Below are 18,359 nucleotides of genomic sequence, written 5' to 3' on the forward strand. Positions count from 1 at the left end.
ATGTCTCCAATGGAATCGGGCCGCTGATGGCCCGAAGGGTAACATGAAAAAAACCCGCGTCGGGACGCGGGCTTAGCCTGATAAACGTAGGCGAATTGTAAAAGATAACGTGGCCGGGTGGTAGAGGGCCTTGTGGCCCTGTAGTAGCGCCGAGCCCATGCTCGGCTGGCCTTTGGGCCGAAGAGCAGCCGAGCGCGGGCTCGGCCCTACAGGTTCAGGTCCACCCATTCACCCACCTGAGTGAAATCTGACCGAGCCCGCCGATTTTGCTGCACTGCAAAATGCCATACGGTACCGTCTGGTTCTAGTATCAAACAATCGTTTGATTAAGGTCCGCCCATCGATGGCCAAGCCCGCCCACTTCTCGACCAAGGACCGGATCCTCGGCGCGGCCGAGGAGCTGTTCGCCCAGCACGGCTTCGCCGGCACCTCGCTGCGGCAGGTGACCAGCCAGGCCGACGTCAACATCGCCGCGGTCAACTACCACTTCGGTTCCAAGGAAAACCTGGTCAACGAGGTCTTCCGCCGCCGCATGGACGAGATGACCGGTGCCCGCCTGTCGCAGCTGGAGCGGGCCCGCAGCGAACACCCCGGTGAACTGCGCCCGGTGCTGGCCGCCTTCGTCGAACCGGCGCTGGCGCTGGCCCAGGACCGCCAGAACGGCGGCGCCTTCGTGCGCGTGATCGCCCGCGCCTATGCCGAGAAGAACGACAACCTGCGCAAGTTCCTGTCTGACCACTACGGCCACGTGCTGCGTGCGTTCGGCAAGGCCATCGGCGAGTGCGTGCCCGGCCTGAGCAAGGAAGAGCTGTACTGGCGCCTGGACTTCCTGGCCGGCTCGCTCACCTATGCCATGGCCGACTTCGGGCTGATCAAGCGTCCCGCCGGTGTCACCGAAGCGGCGCATCGTGCCCATGCCGCCCACGAACTGATCCATTTCGCCGAAGCCGGGTTCCGCGCCGCCGCACGCGCCAGCGCCCTGCCCGCTTCCCTTTGATTCCACCCAGTAACTGCTGACCAACAAAGGCCCTACACCATGTCCAATTCCCTGCTAGTCCGCCGCGCCGCCGTGCTGGGTGCCGGCGTCATGGGTGCCCAGATCGCCGCCCACCTCACCAACGCTGGCGTCGACACCGTGCTGTTCGACCTGCCTGCCAAGGAAGGTCCGGCCGACGGCATCGTGCTGAAGGCGATCGCCAACCTGGGCAAGCTGAGCCCGGCGCCGCTGGCCAGCAAGTCGCTGGCCGAAGCCATCACCCCGGCCAACTATGAGTCGGGCCTGGAGCAGCTGAAGGACTGCGACCTGATCATCGAGGCCATTGCCGAGCGCATGGACTGGAAGCAGGACCTGTACAAGAAGATCGCGCCGTTTGTGGCCGACCACGCGGTGCTGGCCTCCAACACCTCGGGCCTGGGCATCAACAAGCTGGCCGACGTGCTGCCCGAGCAGCTGCGTCACCGCTTCTGCGGCGTGCACTTCTTCAACCCGCCGCGCTACATGCACCTGGCCGAGCTGATCCCGGCCACCACCACCGACGCCGCCGTGCTGGAAGGCCTGGAAGCCTTCCTGGTCACCACCCTGGGCAAGGGCGTGGTGTACGCCAAGGACACCCCGAACTTCATCGGCAACCGCATCGGCGTGTTCTCGATCCTGTCCACCATCCACCACACCCAGCAGTTCGGCCTGGGCTTCGATGAAGTGGACGGCCTGACCGGCCCGCTGGTCGGTCGCCCGAAGTCGGCGACCTATCGCACCTCCGACGTGGTCGGCCTGGACACCATGGCGCACGTCATCAAGACCATGGGCGACACCCTGCCGAATGATCCGTGGCATGAGTTCTTCAAGTCGCCGAAGTGGCTGGACGCGCTGATTTCCAAGGGCGCGCTGGGCCAGAAGACCGGCGCCGGCATCTTCCGCAAGGTCGGCAAGGACATCGTGGTGCTGGACCTGGAGAAGCAGGACTACCGCCCGGCCGATCGCGCTGCCGCGCCGGAAGTGGTCGAGATCCTGAAGATCAAGAACCCGGCCGAGAAGTTCGCCAAGCTGCGCGAAAGCCAGCACCCGCAGGCGCAGTTCCTGTGGGCGACATTCCGCGACCTGTTCCACTACAGCGCCTACCACCTGGCCGACATCGCCGAGACCGCGCGCGACGTGGACCTGGCCATCCGCTGGGGCTACGGCTGGTCGCTGGGTCCGTTCGAAACCTGGCAGGCCGCCGGCTGGAAGCAGGTCGCACAGTGGATCGCCGATGACATCGTGGCCGGCAAGAGCATGAGCAACGCCCCGCTGCCGGACTGGGTGTTCGATGGCCGCGACGGCGTGCATGCCGCCGAAGGCAGCTACAGCCCGTCGCGCAATGCCAAGCTGCCGCGCTCGTCGCTGCCGGTGTACCAGCGCCAGCGCTTCCCCGATCCGCTGCTGGGCGAGAAGTTCGCGCCGGGCGAGACCGTGTTCGAGAACGATGGCCTGCGCATGTGGCACGACGGTGATGGCATTGCCGTGGTCAGCTTCAAGACCAAGATGAACACCGTGTCCGACCAGGTGCTGGACGGCCTGCAGGAATGCGTCAGCCGCGCCGAGAAGGACTTCCAGGGCCTGGTGATCTGGCAGCAGAAGGAGCCCTTCTCTGCCGGTGCCGATCTGGCCGGTGCACTGGGCCTGCTGCAGGCCGGCAAGGTCGACCAGTTCGAAGAAATGGTTGCCAACTTCCAGCGCACCAGCCAGCGCATCAAGTACTCGCTGGTGCCGGTGGTTGCCGCCGTGCGTGGCCTGGCGCTGGGTGGTGGCTGCGAGTTCCAGATGCACAGCGCCAAGACCGTGGCCTTCCTGGAAAGCTACATCGGCCTGGTCGAGGCCGGCGTCGGCCTGCTGCCGGCCGGTGGTGGCCTGAAGGAACTGGCCGTGCGCGCCTCGCAGGCCGCAGGCCCGGGCGGTGATGTGTTCGCCGAACTGAAGAAGACCTTCGAGACCGTGGCGATGGCCAAGGTGTCCAACTCCGCGGTCAACGCCAAGGAACTGGGCCTGCTGCGCAGCACCGACAAGGTGGTGTTCAACAGCTACGAAGCGCTGCACATCGCCAAGGCCGAAGCGCGCGCCCTGGCCGAAGCGGGCTACCGTCCGCCGCTGCCGGCACGCCGCATCCAGGTGGCCGGTGACGTGGGTATCGCCACCTTCAAGATGATGCTGGTCAACATGCTGGAAGGCCGCTTCATCAGCCCGTACGACTACGAGATCGCCGAGCGCATCGCCACCGTGCTGTGCGGCGGCAAGGTCGACCGCGGCACCCTGGTGGACGAAGAGTGGCTGCTGACCCTGGAGCGCAAGCACTTCGTCGAACTGGCCCAGCAGGAAAAGACCCAGGCCCGCATCGCGCACATGCTGAAGACCGGCAAGCCGCTGCGTAACTGATCGCCATCCCTGCTTTTGGTGGGTGCCCACCTTGGTGGGCACTCCCTCTGCCCCGGTGGGTGCCGACCGTTGGTCGGCACTCCGGCTAAAAAAATCGAGAGATCACTGCAATGACCAAGCAAATCCAGGACGCCTACATCGTCGCCGCCACCCGTACTCCGGTCGGCAAGGCGCCCAAGGGCATGTTCCGCAACACCCGCCCCGACGACATGCTCGCGCACGTGCTGCGCAGCGTCGTCGCGCAGGCCCCGGGCGTGGACGTCAACCGCATCGATGACGCGATCATCGGCTGCGCGATGCCGGAAGCCGAGCAGGGCATGAACGTCGCCCGCATCGGCGTGCTGCTGGCCGGCCTGCCGAACACCATCGCCGCACAGACCGTGAACCGCTTCTGCTCCTCCGGCCTGCAGGCCGTGGCGCAGGCTGCCGACGCGATCCGCCTGGGCAACGCCGACCTGATGCTGGCCGGTGGCACCGAGTCGATGTCAATGGTGCCGATGATGGGCAACAAGATCGCCATGGCACCGAGCGTGTTCGACAACGACCACGTGGCCATCGCCTACGGCATGGGCATCACCGCCGAGAAGGTGGCCGAAGAGTGGAAGGTCTCGCGCGAAGACCAGGACGCCTTCGCCCTCGCCTCGCACCAGAAGGCCATGGCGGCGATCCAGAACGGCGAGTTCAAGGACGAGATCAGCCCGTACGAGATCGTCTCGCACCTGCCGGACCTGGCCGATGGCCAGCGCATCATCACCCGCAACAAGATCGCCGACACCGACGAAGGCCCGCGCCCGGACTCCTCCGCCGAAGGCCTGGCCAAGCTGCGCCCGGTGTTCCGCAACGGCCAGTTCGGCGGCACCGTCACCGCCGGTAACTCCTCGCAGATGAGCGACGGCGCCGGTGCCGTGCTGTTGGCCTCCGAACAGGCGATCAAGGACTACGGCCTGACCCCGCTGGCCCGTTTCGTCAGCTTCTCGGTGGCCGGCGTGCGCCCGGAAGTGATGGGCATCGGCCCGATCGCCGCGATCCCGAAGGCACTGAAGCAGGCGGGCCTGACCCAGGACCAGCTGGACTGGATTGAACTGAACGAAGCCTTCGCCGCGCAGTCGCTGGCGGTGATCCGCGATTGCGGCCTGGACCCGGGCAAGGTCAACCCGCTGGGCGGCGCGATCGCCCTGGGCCACCCGCTGGGTGCAACCGGTGCGATCCGTACCGCGACCCTGCTGCACGGCCTGCGCCGTCGCCAGCAGAAGTACGGCATGGTGACGATGTGCATCGGCACCGGCATGGGCGCAGCGGGTATTTTCGAGGCGCTGTAAGGTTAAAAGCGTTGCCTCGTTGGGCTTCATGGCGTGGGCCGGGTTGGCAGGGCTGCCCGGGACACGCCGTGAACCCTTCCATGGGGGCTCGATGGCGCCATCCATGGCGCCAACGGTCCCGGGCAGCCCTGCCAACCCGGCCCTTCCAGCCTCCCCGCGGCGGAGGGATGAGCAAAGGCAGGATCAAAGGCTGGGGTCAGAGCCCTTTGCTACGCAAAGGGATCCGACCCCGACTCGACGCTCGCGGAAACAAAAAAGGCAGCCATCGGCTGCCTTTTTGCTTTTGCTCTTGCCCTTGATTCCGCCCTTCCCGTCCGCGCCCGCAGGAAACTGTCGAGAGGCGTGGGCAGGCCGCTGCAGGACCGTTGGCGCCATGGATGGCGCCATCGAGCCCCCAGGGATGGGTTTACGGCGTGTCCTGCAGCGGCCTGCCCGCGCCTCCCCCACTTTGGCAGGAAGGCGCTGACGGAGCGCTTGATAAACCTTATTCCGCCAACATCGCCGTCAGTTTCTCCCGCGCCGGCCCGGCCAGCTTCGGGTTGTCCAGCGCGAAACGGATCGTCGCTTCCACCAGCCCCAGGTGCGTGCCGCAGTCGAAGCGGGTGCCCTCGAAACGATAGGCATCGACTTCTTCGGTCTTCAGCAGCTCGGCGATCGCATCGGTCAGCTGGATCTCGCCGCCGGCACCAGTCTGGGTCTGCTCCAGCAGCTCGAAGATCTTCGGGCTCAGCACGTAGCGGCCGACCACCGCCAGATCACTCGGTGCGTCCTCCGGCTTCGGCTTCTCCACGATCTGCGAAATGCGGCCCTTGCGGCCATCGAAGGCCTCGGTCGCGACGATGCCGTAACTGGCGGTCTTGTCGTGCGGCACATCTTCAACCGCAATGACACTGGCGCCACTGGCTTCGTTGAGATCGGCCATCTGCTTCAGCGCGCCGTCGCCGCGGTTCCAGATCAGGTCGTCCGGCAGCAGCACCGCGAACGGTTCGTCACCGATCACGGCCTTGGCGCACAGCACCGCATGGCCCAGGCCCAGGGCCTCGGCCTGGGTCACGAAGATCGCGCGCACGCCATTGGGCAGCACATGGCGGATCATCTCCAGCTGCTCCTGCTTGCCGGCGCGCTCGAGCTTCTGCTCCAGTTCGTAGGCCTTGTCGAAGTAGTCGGCCACGGCATGCTTGTAGCGGTTGGTGATGAACACCAGGGTGTCGCAACCGGCTTCGATCGCTTCATCGACCGCGTACTGGATCAGCGGACGATCAATGATCGGCAACATTTCCTTCGGAACCGTCTTGGTTGCCGGTAAAAAGCGCGTCCCGAGCCCTGCCACTGGAAAAACTGCCTTGCGAATTCGCTTGCTCATTGGTGCCTGTTGGCCTCACGTGCCGGAAAAGGCACGACTTTAGCGGATGAAATGTAAGCATCCTGTTCGATGGGAGAAAACTCCGGCATCGTCGCGAACAGGATCTCCTGGATGCTGGTGGTGTCGTAACCAGCCACGGCATCGCGCAGGCGTGGAACATTGCCCAACACCAGATCACGCGAGAACGTGCGTACACCGGCCTCGAGAATCTTCGGATGCGCGGTGGAACGGTAGTCCTCGTCCGAATAGAACAGCGTCTCGTGCAGCTTCTCGCCCGGACGCAGCCCGGTGTAGATGATCGGAATGTCCTTGTACGGCTGCTTGCCGGCCAGGCGGATCATCTGCTCGGCCAGCACGCGGATCGGCACCGGCTCGCCCATGTCGAGCGTATAGATCGCCCCGTGCGACGCCGAAGCGGCCGCCTGCAGGATCAGCTGGCAGGCCTCCGGAATGGTCATGAAGTAGCGACTGACTTCCGGATCGGTGACGGTCACCGGCCCGCCACGCAGGATCTGTTCGCGGAACAACGGCACCACGCTGCCTGCCGAGGCCAGCACGTTGCCGAAGCGCACCGTGACGAAACGGGTATGCGTGGACTTCTGGTCCAGGCTCTGGCAGATCATCTCCGCATAGCGCTTGCTGGCGCCCAGCGCATTGACCGGGTCGACCGCCTTGTCGGTGGAGATGAACACGAAATGCTCCACGCGTGCCTCCAGGCAGGCGCGGGCCACGTTCTCGGTGGCCAGGATGTTGTTGCGCACCGCTTCGCGCAGCTGCCGCTCCAGCACCGGCACATGCTTGTAGGCGGCGGCATGGAAGGCGGTGTCGACGGGGTGCAGCGACAGGGCGTGGCGGATCACCGCCGGGTCACCGCAGTCGCCCAGCACCGCTTCGACCTCGACATCCGGGAAGCTGCGCCGCAGCTCGCCCTCGATGGTCAGCAGCAGCAGTTCGCTGATCTCGAGCAGGATGATGCGGCCGGCGCCGTGACGCGCGCACTGGCGGCACAGCTCGGAGCCGATCGAACCACCGGCGCCGGTGACCATCACCGTACGCCCGCCCAACCAGCCACGGATCAGGTTCCAGTCCGGCATGATCGGCTTGCGGCCGAGCAGGTCCTCGATCGCTACTTCCTTCAACTGCCCCGGCAGCGACTGGCCCTGCAGGATATCGCTGAGCTTGGGCACGGTGCGGAACGGCACGCCGGTGCTTTCGCAGATGGCGACGATGCGCTGCATGCCCGCAGCGTCCAGCGACGGAATGGCGATCACCAACAGCTTGGCCGCGGTCTCGCGGACCACTGTCGGCGCATCGTCCAGGGTGCCGAGGATCGGCAGGCCCTGCAGCTTGGCACCGCGCAGGTGCGGCGCGTCGTCCAGCAGGCCGACCGGCTCGAAATTGCCCGAACGGCGCAGGTCGCGGACCAGGGTCTCGGCGGCCTGGCCGGCACCCAGGATCAGCACGCGACGCGCGGACGAGTCCGACTGCAGCGCCTGATAGTCCTTCCAGGCCCGGTACAGCAGGCGCGGCGCGCCCAGCAGCGCCGACAGCGCGAACGGATAGATCACCAGCACCGACATCGGCACGCCGTCGAAGCGCTTCCACATCAGCACCAGCACGATGGCGACCATGCCGATGAAGCTGGCCTTGAAGATGTTCAGCAGGTCGCTGACGCTGGCGAACCGCCACAGGCCGCGATAGAGGCCGACGCGCCAGAACACCATGCCCTGCAGCAGCAGCACCAGCGTGGTGTCGACGTTCCAGAGTGGGAGCTCGGGGGCGTTGGCCAGGATCGAGTACCGCCCCGCGTGGAGCAGCTGCCAGCATGCCCAGACCATGAACAGGTCATGGCAGACGATGGCCGAACGCGGCATCAGGCCGAGGATTCTGTCCCGCCAGGGTGAAGCCATAAGTCAGGTATTTCCTTTTGGGTGGCGCAATCCATTGCGCAGGAGGAGCCAGAGGACGCTCAGCGCGGTGAACCACGCGATCGCCACGGCAGCCTCCCACCTCGGCTGCAAATTGGAGCAGACATTAAGCACTGTAATACTGAACAGGCCCAAAGCAAAGTACATCCCTGTTACCTGGGCGTGACTGGCTCCTGCCTGCACCGCGCGCTGGTAAACGTGCTGGGTATGGGGTTCCATCCAGCGTTGTCCGGAAATGATGCGCGCCAGCAGTGTGAAGCCCGCGTCCACAAGGAAGGGCGATGCCGACACCAGCAGCAGCATCCAGTGGATGTCGGTCTTTACGCTGGCCAGTGCCAGCACTGCCGCCACCGCGTAGCCCAGCGCGCCACTTCCGACATCGCCCATGAAGATCCGGGCCCGCGGGAAGTTGAACGGCAGGAAGCCAAGGCAGGCCAGGCCCAACGCGACCGCCGCCAGCGAGTACGGCCAAGGCAGCAGCGGCGCCAGTCCCAGCGCGACCACGATGGCCTGGCTGGCGGCGATGCCGTTGATCCCATCCATGAAATTCCAGATGTTGATCAGCGAAGCGGTGAACAGCAGGACCAGTACGGCCAGCAGCCAGCTGCCGCCATGGACCTTGACCAGCGCGGCCAGCAGCGCGGCGGCGATGAAGTGCACCATCAGGCGGCGCATGGCCGGAAGCGGCCGGTGGTCGTCCCACCAGCCGATACCCGCCACCAGCGCCAGGCCAAGGCTGGCGACCAGCAGGCTCGGACGCGCTTCGGGCCAGGCCCACATGGCAACACCGGCGGTCACCAGCAGGCTGATGACGATGGCGATGCCGCCGCCACGCGGGGTCGCCACGCTATGACTGCGGCGTTCGCCCGGCTGGTCAAACAGTTGCCGGCGCAGCGCATAGCCCCGCGCTGCCCAGGTCAGTGCCGCGCTCAGCAGGGCCAGACCCAGCAGCGCGCCCATCACGAGCCACGGCATGGATCAGAGCACCGCGTAGTTCAGCAGCGGCTTGACCGTACCCCACTCCTTGCAGCTCGGGCACTGCCAGTGGTGGGTGCGCGCACCGAAACCACAACGGGTGCAGCGATAGGCCGGATTGCGCACCAGCAACTGGTCGGTGATGTGCTTGAGGTCATGCAGGGTCGCCGTGGAATCGGCACCTTCAGCCAGGGTCAGGTCGATCAGCGCGGACTCGCCACGCACCGACGGGCGATCCTTGAGCTGGCGGCCCAGGTAGGCACGGGCCGGGGCCACGCCCTCCTGCTCTTCCATCAGGCGGGTCAGCGCCAGCACCGGGGCAATGCCACGGTAATGCTCGGTCATCTCCGACAGGAAGGCGCGCGCGCCGGCCAGATCGCCCACCTTGCGGTAGTTCTGCATCAGCGCCGGCAGCAGCTCCGGCAGGTACTCCGGATCGTTGCGCGCCGCGCGCTCGAAGGCGCGCACGGCCGCTTCCGGATTGCCGGCATCGGTTTCCAGGCGGCCTTCAATGATGCCGGCACGGACCGACATCGCATCGGCCTGGTAGGCCCGGGCAATCGCTGCCCTCGCCTCTTCCAGCTTGCCGGCACCGCGGAAGCGTTCGGCCAGTTCGCATTCGAACTGCCCGATCAGCTTGCCCATCGGCTCGCCGGTGACGTCCTCGAAACGGGTGGCGTTGTCGATCGCCTTTTCCCAGTCGCGCTCGGCCTGGTAGATGCCGATCAGGTGCTTGAGTGCCTGCGGAGCACGCTGGTCCAGCTGGGCCAGTTCGGTGAACACGGTTTCGGCGCGGTCCAGCAGGCCGGACTTCATGTAGTCCTCGCCCAGCGCCAGCAGCGCCTGCACGCGTTGCGCATCGCTGAGGTCGTGGCGGTTGACCAGGCCCTGGTGCAGGCGGATGGCGCGGTCGACTTCGCCGCGTCGACGGAACAGATGGCCCAGCGCGACCTGGGTCTCGAAGGTTTCCTTGTCCAGCTCGGCGATGTGCAGGAACAGCTCGATGGCCTTGTCCGGCTGCTCGTTGAGCAGGTAGTTCAGGCCACGGAAATAGGTGCTCGACAGGCGGCTGACCTGGCTGTCACCGTGGCGTTGACCACCACGCCGTCCGATCACCCACCCGGCCAGTGCGGCCAGCGGAACGAACAGGAAGAACCAGAACCACTCGGTGACGAAATCCATCTTCGATCAGCGTCCATCAAAAGATTGGGGGGAAGCAACCGGTGCCGGCGTGGCGACAGCGGACTTGTTGGCGCGGCGCAACTGGCTGTAGAGCGGAATGACCACGCTCACCAGCACCAGGCCGGCGCCGACGATGACACCCACCAGCAGCGCGGCGATCAGGGCCACGCCCACCGAGGTGTGCAGTTGGGTAAACAGCAGGTTGATCGACATCGCGGTCATGTTGACCGCACCGATGATCAATCCAAGGATCAGTACCGCCAGCAGGACCAGCAGACGAAAAACCTTCATGCGACAGCTCCAGTGGCAGGAGTCCGTAGCTTATCCGACTCGCGGCTGGATTCGCACGCGGTGGCGCGACGGGAGGCTCAGGCCGGATCGGCGTCCAGCGGCAGCACACTGCTGACCCGCTCGCGCAGTTCCTTGCCCGGCTTGAAATGGGGGACGTGCTTGCCCGGCAGGGCAACCGATTCGCCGGTCTTCGGGTTGCGACCCAGGCGCGGCGGACGATAGTGCAGCGAGAAGCTGCCAAAACCACGGATTTCGATGCGATCCCCGGCAGACAGCGATCCGCCCATCATTTCCAGCAACGACTTCACCGCCAGATCGACATCATCGGCCTTCAGGTGCGCCTGGCGGCGCGCAAGGATTTCGATCAGTTCGGATTTGGTCATTACCGGCTCACATCAGGGGTATCCCAGCCTGAAACGGCCCGGGCAATGCCCGGGCCGTCCAGGAAACAACGAACAGCGTAAGGCCGATTACTCGGACTTGTTGCCGTTCAGCTGTGCACGCAGCAGCGCGCCCAGCTGGGTGGTGCCGCTGGAAGCCGAAGAGGACTGGTATTCCTCCAGCACTTCGCGCATTTCAGCGTCGTCCTTGGCCTTGATCGACAGCTGCAGGGTACGGCCCTTGCGGTCCATGCCCACGAACTTGGCTTCGACCTTGTCGCCGACCTTCAGGTGCTGGGTGGCGTCGTCAACGCGCTCGTTGGCGATGTCGCGGGCCGAGACGTAACCTTCGATGCCGTCAGCCAGCTCGATGATCGCGCCCTTGGCGTCGACTTCCTTCACCACGCCTTCGACCTTGGAGCCCTTCGGATTGGCAGCCATGTACTGGCCGAACGGATCCTGCTCCAGCTGCTTCACGCCCAGGGAGATGCGCTCGCGCTCCGGATCGACAGCCAGGACGACGGCGTCCAGGGTATCGCCCTTCTTGAAGTTGCGAACGACGTCTTCGCCGGTGGTGTTCCAGCTGATGTCGGACAGGTGGACCAGGCCGTCGATGCCGCCGTCCAGGCCGATGAAGATGCCGAAGTCGGTGATCGACTTGATCTGGCCCGACACCTTGTCACCCTTCTTGTGGGTGGCAGCGAAGGTTTCCCACGGATTGGCGGCAACCTGCTTCATGCCCAGCGAGATACGGCGACGCTCTTCATCGACGTCCAGCACCATCACTTCGACTTCATCACCAACCTGGACAACCTTGGACGGGTTGACGTTCTTGTTGGTCCAATCCATCTCGGAGACGTGCACCAGGCCTTCGACGCCCGGCTCGATCTCAACGAACGCACCGTAATCGGTGACGTTGGAGACCTTGCCGAAGACGCGGCTGTTGGCCGGGTAACGACGGCCGATGTTGTCCCACGGATCCTCGCCCAGCTGCTTCAGGCCCAGCGAAACGCGGTTGCGCTCGCGGTCGAACTTCAGCACGCGGACGTCCAGCTCGTCGCCGACGTTCACGACTTCCGACGGGTGACGCACGCGCTTCCACGCCATGTCGGTGATGTGCAGCAGGCCGTCGATACCGCCCAGGTCCACGAACGCGCCGTAATCGGTCAGGTTCTTGACGACACCCTTCAGGATCGCGCCTTCCTGCAGCTTGTCCATCAGCTGCTCGCGCTCTTCCGAGTGCTCGCTTTCGACGACAGCGCGGCGCGAGACCACGACGTTGTTACGCTTGCGGTCCAGCTTGATGAGCTTGAACTCGAGTTCCTTGCCTTCCAGGTAGGCCGGATCGCGCACCGGGCGCACATCGACCAGGGAACCCGGCAGGAAGGCGCGGACATCCTTGATGTCCACGGTGAAACCACCCTTGACCTTGCCGCTGATGCGGCCGGTGATGGTTTCGTTCTTTTCCAACGCTTCTTCCAGCTCGTCCCACACCATCGCGCGCTTGGCCTTCTCGCGCGACAGGACGGTTTCGCCGAAGCCGTTCTCGATCGAGTCGAGGGCGACCTTGACGATGTCGCCTTCGGCGACGTCGATTTCGCCAGCGTCGTTACGGAACTGTTCGATCGGCACGATGCCTTCGGACTTCAGGCCAGCGTTGATCACCACGACGTCGCCGCGGACTTCAACAACGGTACCGCTGACGATGGCGCCCGGCTTCAGCTTGGCCAGGTTGGCCTGGCTGGCTTCAAACAGTTCGGCAAATGATTCGGTCATTAGATTTACTCTGTTGGACACATGGGTCGGTGGCGTCCCCTTCAGGGGAATGGCGACCGCCCGCCTGTTGGTCGACCCCGGAAACGCAGGTCGTGTGTAGTAGGAAAACCGCCACGCATCATTGCGCGACGGAGCTGGTACAGCACTGCTATGCGCGACCACCACCGATGTTGCTGGCAGTGCTCCCGCGCGAACGGATCAGGCAGCCGGAACCGGAAGCAGATCCATCACTCTGGCAACGACATCTGCGATGCCGATGCCTGTGGTGTCGATGAGGACAGCATCGTCTGCCGGCTTCAGGGGCGCCACGGTACGCTGAGCATCACGGGCGTCGCGGGCCATGATCTCGCGCAGGAGGTCATCAAAGTTAACAGAAACCCCCTTGTCTTTCAACTGCTTATGCCGGCGCTCGGCGCGCTCCTCGGCACTGGCGGTCAGGAAGACCTTGTAGGGGGCGTCCTTGAAGATCACCGTGCCCATGTCGCGGCCGTCGGCGACCAGGCCGGGCAGCTCCCTGAATGCGCGCTGGCGCTCCTTCAGGGCCGCGCGGACCTCCGGAATGGCGGCAATGGCCGAGGCCAGGGCGCCAGTGGTCTCCAGGCGCAGCTCGTCGGTGGCATCGGTGCCGTTGACCATGACCCGCATCGACTCGCCCTGTTCAACAAACTGAACATGGGTGTCGAAGGTGCAGCGCACCAGTGCCGAGGCATCGGACGTATCAATGTCGGCCCAGCTCGCGGCCACGCCCACTGCCCGGTACAGCGCGCCCGAATCCAGGTAATGCCAGCCCATCCGGCGCGCGATGATGCGGCTGATGGTACCCTTGCCGGCCCCGGAAGGGCCGTCGATGGTCAGGACGGGAGCGAGTGGATTCATGGGGTTCCCAGAGCGTGTGAAGGGGTCATTCTAGCCCCTGCCAGACACCCCCAGCGGGATCTTTTGTGCAACCACTTGAAACCACGAGGAAAAGCCCGGTAGAATGGCGGGCTTGAACGAGCGTCAACTGCCGATTGTCTTTCGCATATCGCGGCCACGCTCCACCCGAACAACTACTGTTTACGCCGAGGTATGCCATGAAAGTCCTGTCCTCCCTGAAGTCGGCGAAGGCCCGTCACCGTGACTGCAAGGTCGTGCGTCGTCGTGGCAAGATCTTCGTCATCTGCAAGTCGAACCCGCGTTTCAAGGCGCGTCAGCGCTAAGCCTCACAGCCTTCCGGCTGCGGCTGGCCCTACGCGGGGCCGACCCGATGCAAGAAACCGCCTTCGGGCGGTTTTTTGTTTATGCGGCTTTTTCCTGCCGTTTTTGCTGTAATCGCCTTTCTTGACCACTGGGGAGTAGATCGAGATGAAGCGTTACCTGTCCGCCTTGGCCGTGATGGCCACCCTGGCCGCCGCCACACCGGCACTGGCCGATACCCTGCTTGTCGACCGCGCCCGCGAGAAGCCGGCCGGTGCTCTGCCCGTGCGCGGCCAGAGCATGCAGCAGGTGCAGGCGCAGTTCGGCGCGCCCAGCGAGCAGCTGCAGCCACGTGGCGGACAGAAGCGGCAGTGGCCGACCATCAACCGCTGGGTGTACCCGCAGTTCACCGTCTACTTCGAGAAGCAGAAGGTGATCGACGTGGTGGCCAACCAGGCGGACCCGAACGAAATCGGCCCGAAACCGCCGATCCGTTGATCCCTTTACCCGCCGTGGGCGGGCCTGTGTAGCGAGACCATGAACCAGACCCTTCGTTTTCCTGCCGAGTGGGAAGCCCAGAGCGGCGTCCTGATTGCCTGGCCCACTGCCGACACCGACTGGGCCGACCGCCTGGGCCAGGTGGAAGAGACCTACATCGCCCTGGTCGCGGCCATCACCCGCTTCCAGCCGGTGCTGATCTGCGTGGCCGACGACGATGTGGAGACCTATGCCGAGATGCGGCTGCGCTCCAACCGCATCGACATGGACAAGGTCCACTTCACCACGGCGGCCTACGACGATACCTGGCTGCGCGACTCCGGCCCGATCACCCTGCGCCGCGCCGACGGCGGCTTCCAGCTGCTGGATTTCCGCTTCACCGGCTGGGGCGGCAAGTTCGACGCCACCCTGGATGACCAGCTGGTGGGCGTGCTCGACCAGGCCGGTGTGTTCAACGACGCGCCGGTGCGCAGCATCCCGTTCGCGCTGGAAGGCGGCGGCATCGAGACCGACGGCGAAGGCACCCTGCTGACCACCTGGAAGTGCCTGCACGAGCGCCACCCGGACCGCGACCGCGCCAGCCTGAGCGCCGACCTGGCCGACTGGCTGCAGCAGGACCGCGTGCTGTGGCTGGACCACGGCTACCTGGAAGGCGACGACACCGACGCGCATATCGACACCCTCGCCCGCTTCGCCTCGGCTGACAGCATCGTCTACCAGGCCTGCGACGACGCGAGCGACTCGCACTACGCCGAGCTGCAGGCGATGGGCAACGAACTGGCCGCGCTGCGCACCAAGGACGGCCAGCCGTATCGCCTGTTCCCGCTGCCGTGGGCACAGCCAGTGATCGACGAAGGCCGCCGCCTGGCTGCGTCGTACGCCAATTACCTGATCGTCAATGGTGCGGTGCTGATGCCGGCCTACGGTGATCCGGCCGACGACCTGGCCCGCGACGTGCTGGCGCAGGCGCACCCGGGCCGCGAGATCGTGCAGGTGCCCTGCCGCTCGCTGATCTGGCAGAACGGCAGCCTGCACTGCATCACCATGCAGCTGCCGGCAGGGCTGTTGAAGGCGTAAGCCGAACCGGTAGCGCCGGGCCATGCCCGGCGAACGCTGTCGCATCTGGAAAATCCGCCGGGCATGGCCCGGCGCTACCGATTGCGTGCACCCATTCAGCGCGCGACACGCCGTCGCCGCCCATCCGCGCTAACATGCTGGTTTTCCCCCGCAGGAACGCCCCGCATGAACTCGCGCAGCCCCCTTACCGTCGCCCTGATCCAGGAGCGCAACCACGGTGATGCCGCCGCCAACCTGGCGGTGATCGAAGCACGCGTGGCCGAGGCGGCTGCGCAGGGTGCCAAGCTGGTGCTGCTGCAGGAACTGCATAACGGTCCGTACTTCTGCCAGCACGAGTCGGTGGACGAGTTCGACCTGGCCGAGCCGATTCCGGGCCCGAGCACCGAGCGCCTGGGCGCGCTGGCGAAGAAGCATGGCGTGGTGCTGGTGGGCTCGCTGTTCGAGCGCCGCGCTGCCGGCCTGTACCACAACACCGCCGTCGTCTTCGAGAAGGACGGCACGTTGCTGGGCAAGTACCGCAAGATGCATATCCCGGACGACCCGGGCTTCTACGAGAAGTTCTACTTCACCCCGGGCGACATCGGCTTCAAGCCGATCGACACCTCGGTGGGCCGCCTTGGCGTGCTGGTGTGCTGGGACCAGTGGTACCCGGAAGCGGCACGCCTGATGGCGCTGGCCGGTGCCGAACTGCTGCTCTACCCGACCGCGATCGGCTGGGACCCGGACGACGTGCAGGACGAGAAGACCCGCCAGCGCGACGCCTGGGTGCTGAGCCACCGCGGCCACGCCGTGGCCAACGGCCTGCCGGTGCTGAGCTGCAACCGCGTCGGCCACGAGGCTTCGCCGCTGGGCGCGTCGGGCATCCAGTTCTGGGGCAACAGCCACGTGCTTGGCCCGCAGGGTGAGTTCCTGGCCGAAGCCGGCACCGAAGCCACCGTGCTGCTGTGCGATGTCGACCTGCAGCGCAGCGAGCACGTGCGCCGCATCTGGCCGTTCCTGCGCGACCGTCGCATCGACGCGTACGGTGACCTGCTCAAGCGCTACATCGACTGAGCCGGAGCCGCGCATGGCCGTCCTCATCCGTGATGCCGGCCCGGCCGACATCGCCGCGATCACCGCGATCTACGCAGTGGAAGTGACCGACTTCGTCAACACTTACGAGTACGACATCCCGGACGCGTCGGAGATGCTGCGCCGCATGCGCGACATCATCGACCGCGGCTTCCCCTACCTGGTCGCCGAGATCGACGGCCAGGTGGCCGGCTATGCCTACGCCAACACCTACCGTACCCGCGTTGCCTACCAGTGGACCGTGGAGAACTCGGTCTACGTCGATGCCGCGTTCCAGGGCAAGGGCGTTGGCACCGGCCTGCTGCAGGCGTTGATCGATGCCTGCGTGGCGCGTGGCTACCGGCAGATGGTGGCGGTGATCGGCGAACCGACCAATACCGCTTCAATCAAGCTGCACGAACGCTTCGGCTTCGAGCTGGTCGGCGTGTTCCGTGGCCTCGGCCGCAAGCACGGCCGCTGGCTGGATACCGTGCAGATGCAGCGCGCGCTCGGCGATGGCGCCGACACCGCACCTTCCAATGAATGAACCCATGACCGAAACCCTTCCCGAAACCGGCGACGACCTGTTCGCCGGCCAGCCGGTACGCGTCGTCGAACGCGACGGCGTGCGCTACACCCTGCTGGGCACTGCCCACGTTTCGCGCGCCAGCGTTGAGGCGGTGGAGAAAGCCATCGACAGCGGCCGCTTCGATGCCGTTGCCGTTGAACTGGACCCGCAGCGCCTGCAGGCACTGAGTGATCCGGACACGCTGGCCAAGCTCGACCTGGTCGAGGTGATCCGCAAGGGCCGCGTCGCCCTGTTCGCGGCCAACCTGGCGCTGTCCGCCTACCAGCGCCGCTTGGCCGAACAGCTGGACATCGAGCCGGGCGCCGAACTGAAGCGCGCGGTGGAACTGGCCCGCGAACGCGACCTGCCGGTGCACCTGATCGACCGCGAGGTCGGCCTGACCTTCCGCCGCGCCTCGCAGCGGCTGGGTTTCTTCGGCAAGCTGAAGCTGGTCGCCGGCCTCGGCGCCGGCCTGTTCTCGTCCGAGGAAGTGGGCGAGAACGAGATCGAGAAGCTCAAGCAGGGCGACATGCTGGAATCGAGCTTCGGTGAGTTCGCCAGCGAGAGCCCGGCGCTGTACGAGACCATCATCGGTGAGCGCGACCGCTACATGGCCACGCGCCTGCGCGAGGAGCACAACCCGCAGCAGCGTGAAGTGCTGGCGGTTGTCGGTGCGGGTCACCTTGCAGGCCTGGCGCGCTACCTGGAAACCGACACCGAAGCACCGGCGCCGCTGCGTGCCGAGCTGGAAGCAGTACCGAAGAAGCGCAACATCCCTTGGTTCACGCTGGGCATCCTGGCGATCGTGGCGACCGGCATCGGCGTGGGCTTCTATCGCGGCGGCCTCGGCGTGGGTACCGAGCTGCTGGCGACCTGGGCGATGTATACCGGCGGCCTGGCGGGCCTGGGCTGCCTGCTGGCCGGTGGCCACCCGCTGAGCATCCTCACTGCAATCGCGGTGGCCCCGTTCAAGCCGTTCCGCCTGAGCATCCCGACCGGCGCATTCTCGGCCTTGGTGGAAGCGCGCCTGCGCAAGCCGGCGTATGAGGACTTCCTCAAGCTGCGCGACGATGCGCAGAGCCTGAAGGGCTGGTATCGCAATCGCGTCACCCGCGTGGTGCTGACCTTCATGCTGACCAACATCGGCAGCATGCTCGGCCTGTGGCTGACCACGTTCAAGGTGTGGGGCAAGGTGGCGGGGTAAACCCCTCAACCGGCCACAGAATCTGTAGCGCCCGAGCCCACGCTCGGGCGACGCCGCGACGCGGCGAGCAGCAGCCGAGCATGGGCTCGGCTCTACAGAGACAAACAGACGCGGCGAGCAGAAAAAAAGGGGGAGGCCGCCCCACTACGACCGGCCTCCCCCA

At 65.7% G+C, this 18,359-nt stretch carries 17 protein-coding genes; 9 read left to right on the forward strand and 8 right to left on the reverse strand.

Going from position 1 to position 18,359, the window contains the following annotated elements:
• Window positions 1–343: 343 nt before the first annotated feature.
• From AC5P8D_RS05960 to AC5P8D_RS05970, 3 genes are all read left to right on the forward strand, one after another.
• Entirely contained in the window at window positions 344–997 is a 654-nt protein-coding gene (locus AC5P8D_RS05960; RefSeq protein WP_019338406.1) for a TetR/AcrR family transcriptional regulator, read from the forward strand.
• A gap of 39 nt (window positions 998–1,036) precedes the next feature.
• Window positions 1,037–3,409 carry a 3-hydroxyacyl-CoA dehydrogenase/enoyl-CoA hydratase family protein gene (locus AC5P8D_RS05965; protein WP_033834902.1) on the forward strand — a complete coding sequence of 791 codons (2,373 nt, stop codon included), beginning with the start codon at window positions 1,037–1,039 and terminating at the stop codon, window positions 3,407–3,409.
• Window positions 3,410–3,519: 110 nt separating this feature from the next.
• On the forward strand, window positions 3,520–4,728 hold the full coding sequence (locus tag AC5P8D_RS05970; protein ID WP_049436339.1) for an acetyl-CoA C-acyltransferase: 1,209 nt from the start codon (window positions 3,520–3,522) through the stop codon (window positions 4,726–4,728).
• 484 nt (window positions 4,729–5,212) lie between these two features.
• On the opposite strand, the gene galU is transcribed toward AC5P8D_RS05970, so the two are convergent.
• The 8 genes from galU to cmk form a co-directional block, all read right to left on the reverse strand.
• Window positions 5,213–6,091: a UTP--glucose-1-phosphate uridylyltransferase GalU gene (galU, locus tag AC5P8D_RS05975; protein WP_217015671.1), complete on the reverse strand. Its 879-nt coding sequence runs from the start codon at window positions 6,089–6,091 to the stop codon at window positions 5,213–5,215.
• Window positions 6,088–8,001 carry a polysaccharide biosynthesis protein gene (locus tag AC5P8D_RS05980; RefSeq protein WP_043397011.1) on the reverse strand — a complete coding sequence of 638 codons (1,914 nt, stop codon included), beginning with the start codon at window positions 7,999–8,001 and terminating at the stop codon, window positions 6,088–6,090. The genes galU and AC5P8D_RS05980 overlap by 4 nt, the downstream gene beginning before the upstream one ends.
• A gap of 3 nt (window positions 8,002–8,004) precedes the next feature.
• Window positions 8,005–8,994, reverse strand: coding sequence for an MraY family glycosyltransferase (locus tag AC5P8D_RS05985; RefSeq protein ID WP_099560712.1), 990 nt, complete (start codon window positions 8,992–8,994; stop codon window positions 8,005–8,007).
• Window positions 8,995–8,997: 3 nt separating this feature from the next.
• A complete protein-coding gene (gene lapB, locus AC5P8D_RS05990; RefSeq protein WP_005416232.1) occupies window positions 8,998–10,176 on the reverse strand; it encodes a lipopolysaccharide assembly protein LapB in 1,179 nt (392 codons plus the stop codon).
• A gap of 6 nt (window positions 10,177–10,182) precedes the next feature.
• On the reverse strand, window positions 10,183–10,467 hold the full coding sequence (locus AC5P8D_RS05995; RefSeq protein ID WP_010484569.1) for a LapA family protein: 285 nt from the start codon (window positions 10,465–10,467) through the stop codon (window positions 10,183–10,185).
• Window positions 10,468–10,544: 77 nt separating this feature from the next.
• Entirely contained in the window at window positions 10,545–10,850 is a 306-nt protein-coding gene (locus AC5P8D_RS06000) for an integration host factor subunit beta (protein ID WP_005409286.1), read from the reverse strand.
• Between the two features lie 87 nt (window positions 10,851–10,937).
• Entirely contained in the window at window positions 10,938–12,623 is a 1,686-nt protein-coding gene (rpsA, locus tag AC5P8D_RS06005; RefSeq protein WP_005416230.1) for a 30S ribosomal protein S1, read from the reverse strand.
• A 198-nt stretch (window positions 12,624–12,821) separates the two neighbouring features.
• Window positions 12,822–13,499 carry a (d)CMP kinase gene (gene cmk, locus AC5P8D_RS06010; RefSeq protein ID WP_010484566.1) on the reverse strand — a complete coding sequence of 226 codons (678 nt, stop codon included), beginning with the start codon at window positions 13,497–13,499 and terminating at the stop codon, window positions 12,822–12,824.
• 197 nt (window positions 13,500–13,696) lie between these two features.
• Between cmk and ykgO the strand changes: the two genes are divergently transcribed.
• The 6 genes from ykgO to AC5P8D_RS06040 all read left to right on the forward strand — a co-directional run bounded on the left by ykgO (window position 13,697) and on the right by AC5P8D_RS06040 (window position 18,196).
• Window positions 13,697–13,822, forward strand: coding sequence for a type B 50S ribosomal protein L36 (gene ykgO / locus AC5P8D_RS06015; RefSeq protein ID WP_005409283.1), 126 nt, complete (start codon window positions 13,697–13,699; stop codon window positions 13,820–13,822).
• A gap of 175 nt (window positions 13,823–13,997) precedes the next feature.
• Entirely contained in the window at window positions 13,998–14,297 is a 300-nt protein-coding gene (locus AC5P8D_RS06020) for a hypothetical protein (RefSeq protein ID WP_227837998.1), read from the forward strand.
• A gap of 39 nt (window positions 14,298–14,336) precedes the next feature.
• A complete protein-coding gene (locus tag AC5P8D_RS06025) occupies window positions 14,337–15,374 on the forward strand; it encodes an agmatine deiminase family protein (RefSeq protein WP_043397004.1) in 1,038 nt (345 codons plus the stop codon).
• A gap of 165 nt (window positions 15,375–15,539) precedes the next feature.
• Window positions 15,540–16,427 carry a carbon-nitrogen hydrolase gene (locus tag AC5P8D_RS06030; RefSeq protein WP_014646847.1) on the forward strand — a complete coding sequence of 296 codons (888 nt, stop codon included), beginning with the start codon at window positions 15,540–15,542 and terminating at the stop codon, window positions 16,425–16,427.
• Window positions 16,428–16,440: 13 nt separating this feature from the next.
• Window positions 16,441–16,971, forward strand: coding sequence for a GNAT family N-acetyltransferase (locus AC5P8D_RS06035; RefSeq protein ID WP_005409279.1), 531 nt, complete (start codon window positions 16,441–16,443; stop codon window positions 16,969–16,971).
• A 4-nt stretch (window positions 16,972–16,975) separates the two neighbouring features.
• Window positions 16,976–18,196, forward strand: a complete 1,221-nt coding sequence (locus tag AC5P8D_RS06040; protein WP_005409278.1) for a TraB/GumN family protein — start codon at window positions 16,976–16,978, stop codon at window positions 18,194–18,196.
• Window positions 18,197–18,359 lie beyond the last annotated feature (163 nt).

It is taken from the genome of Stenotrophomonas sp. YJH_SMC_101-4 (assembly GCF_059370395.1).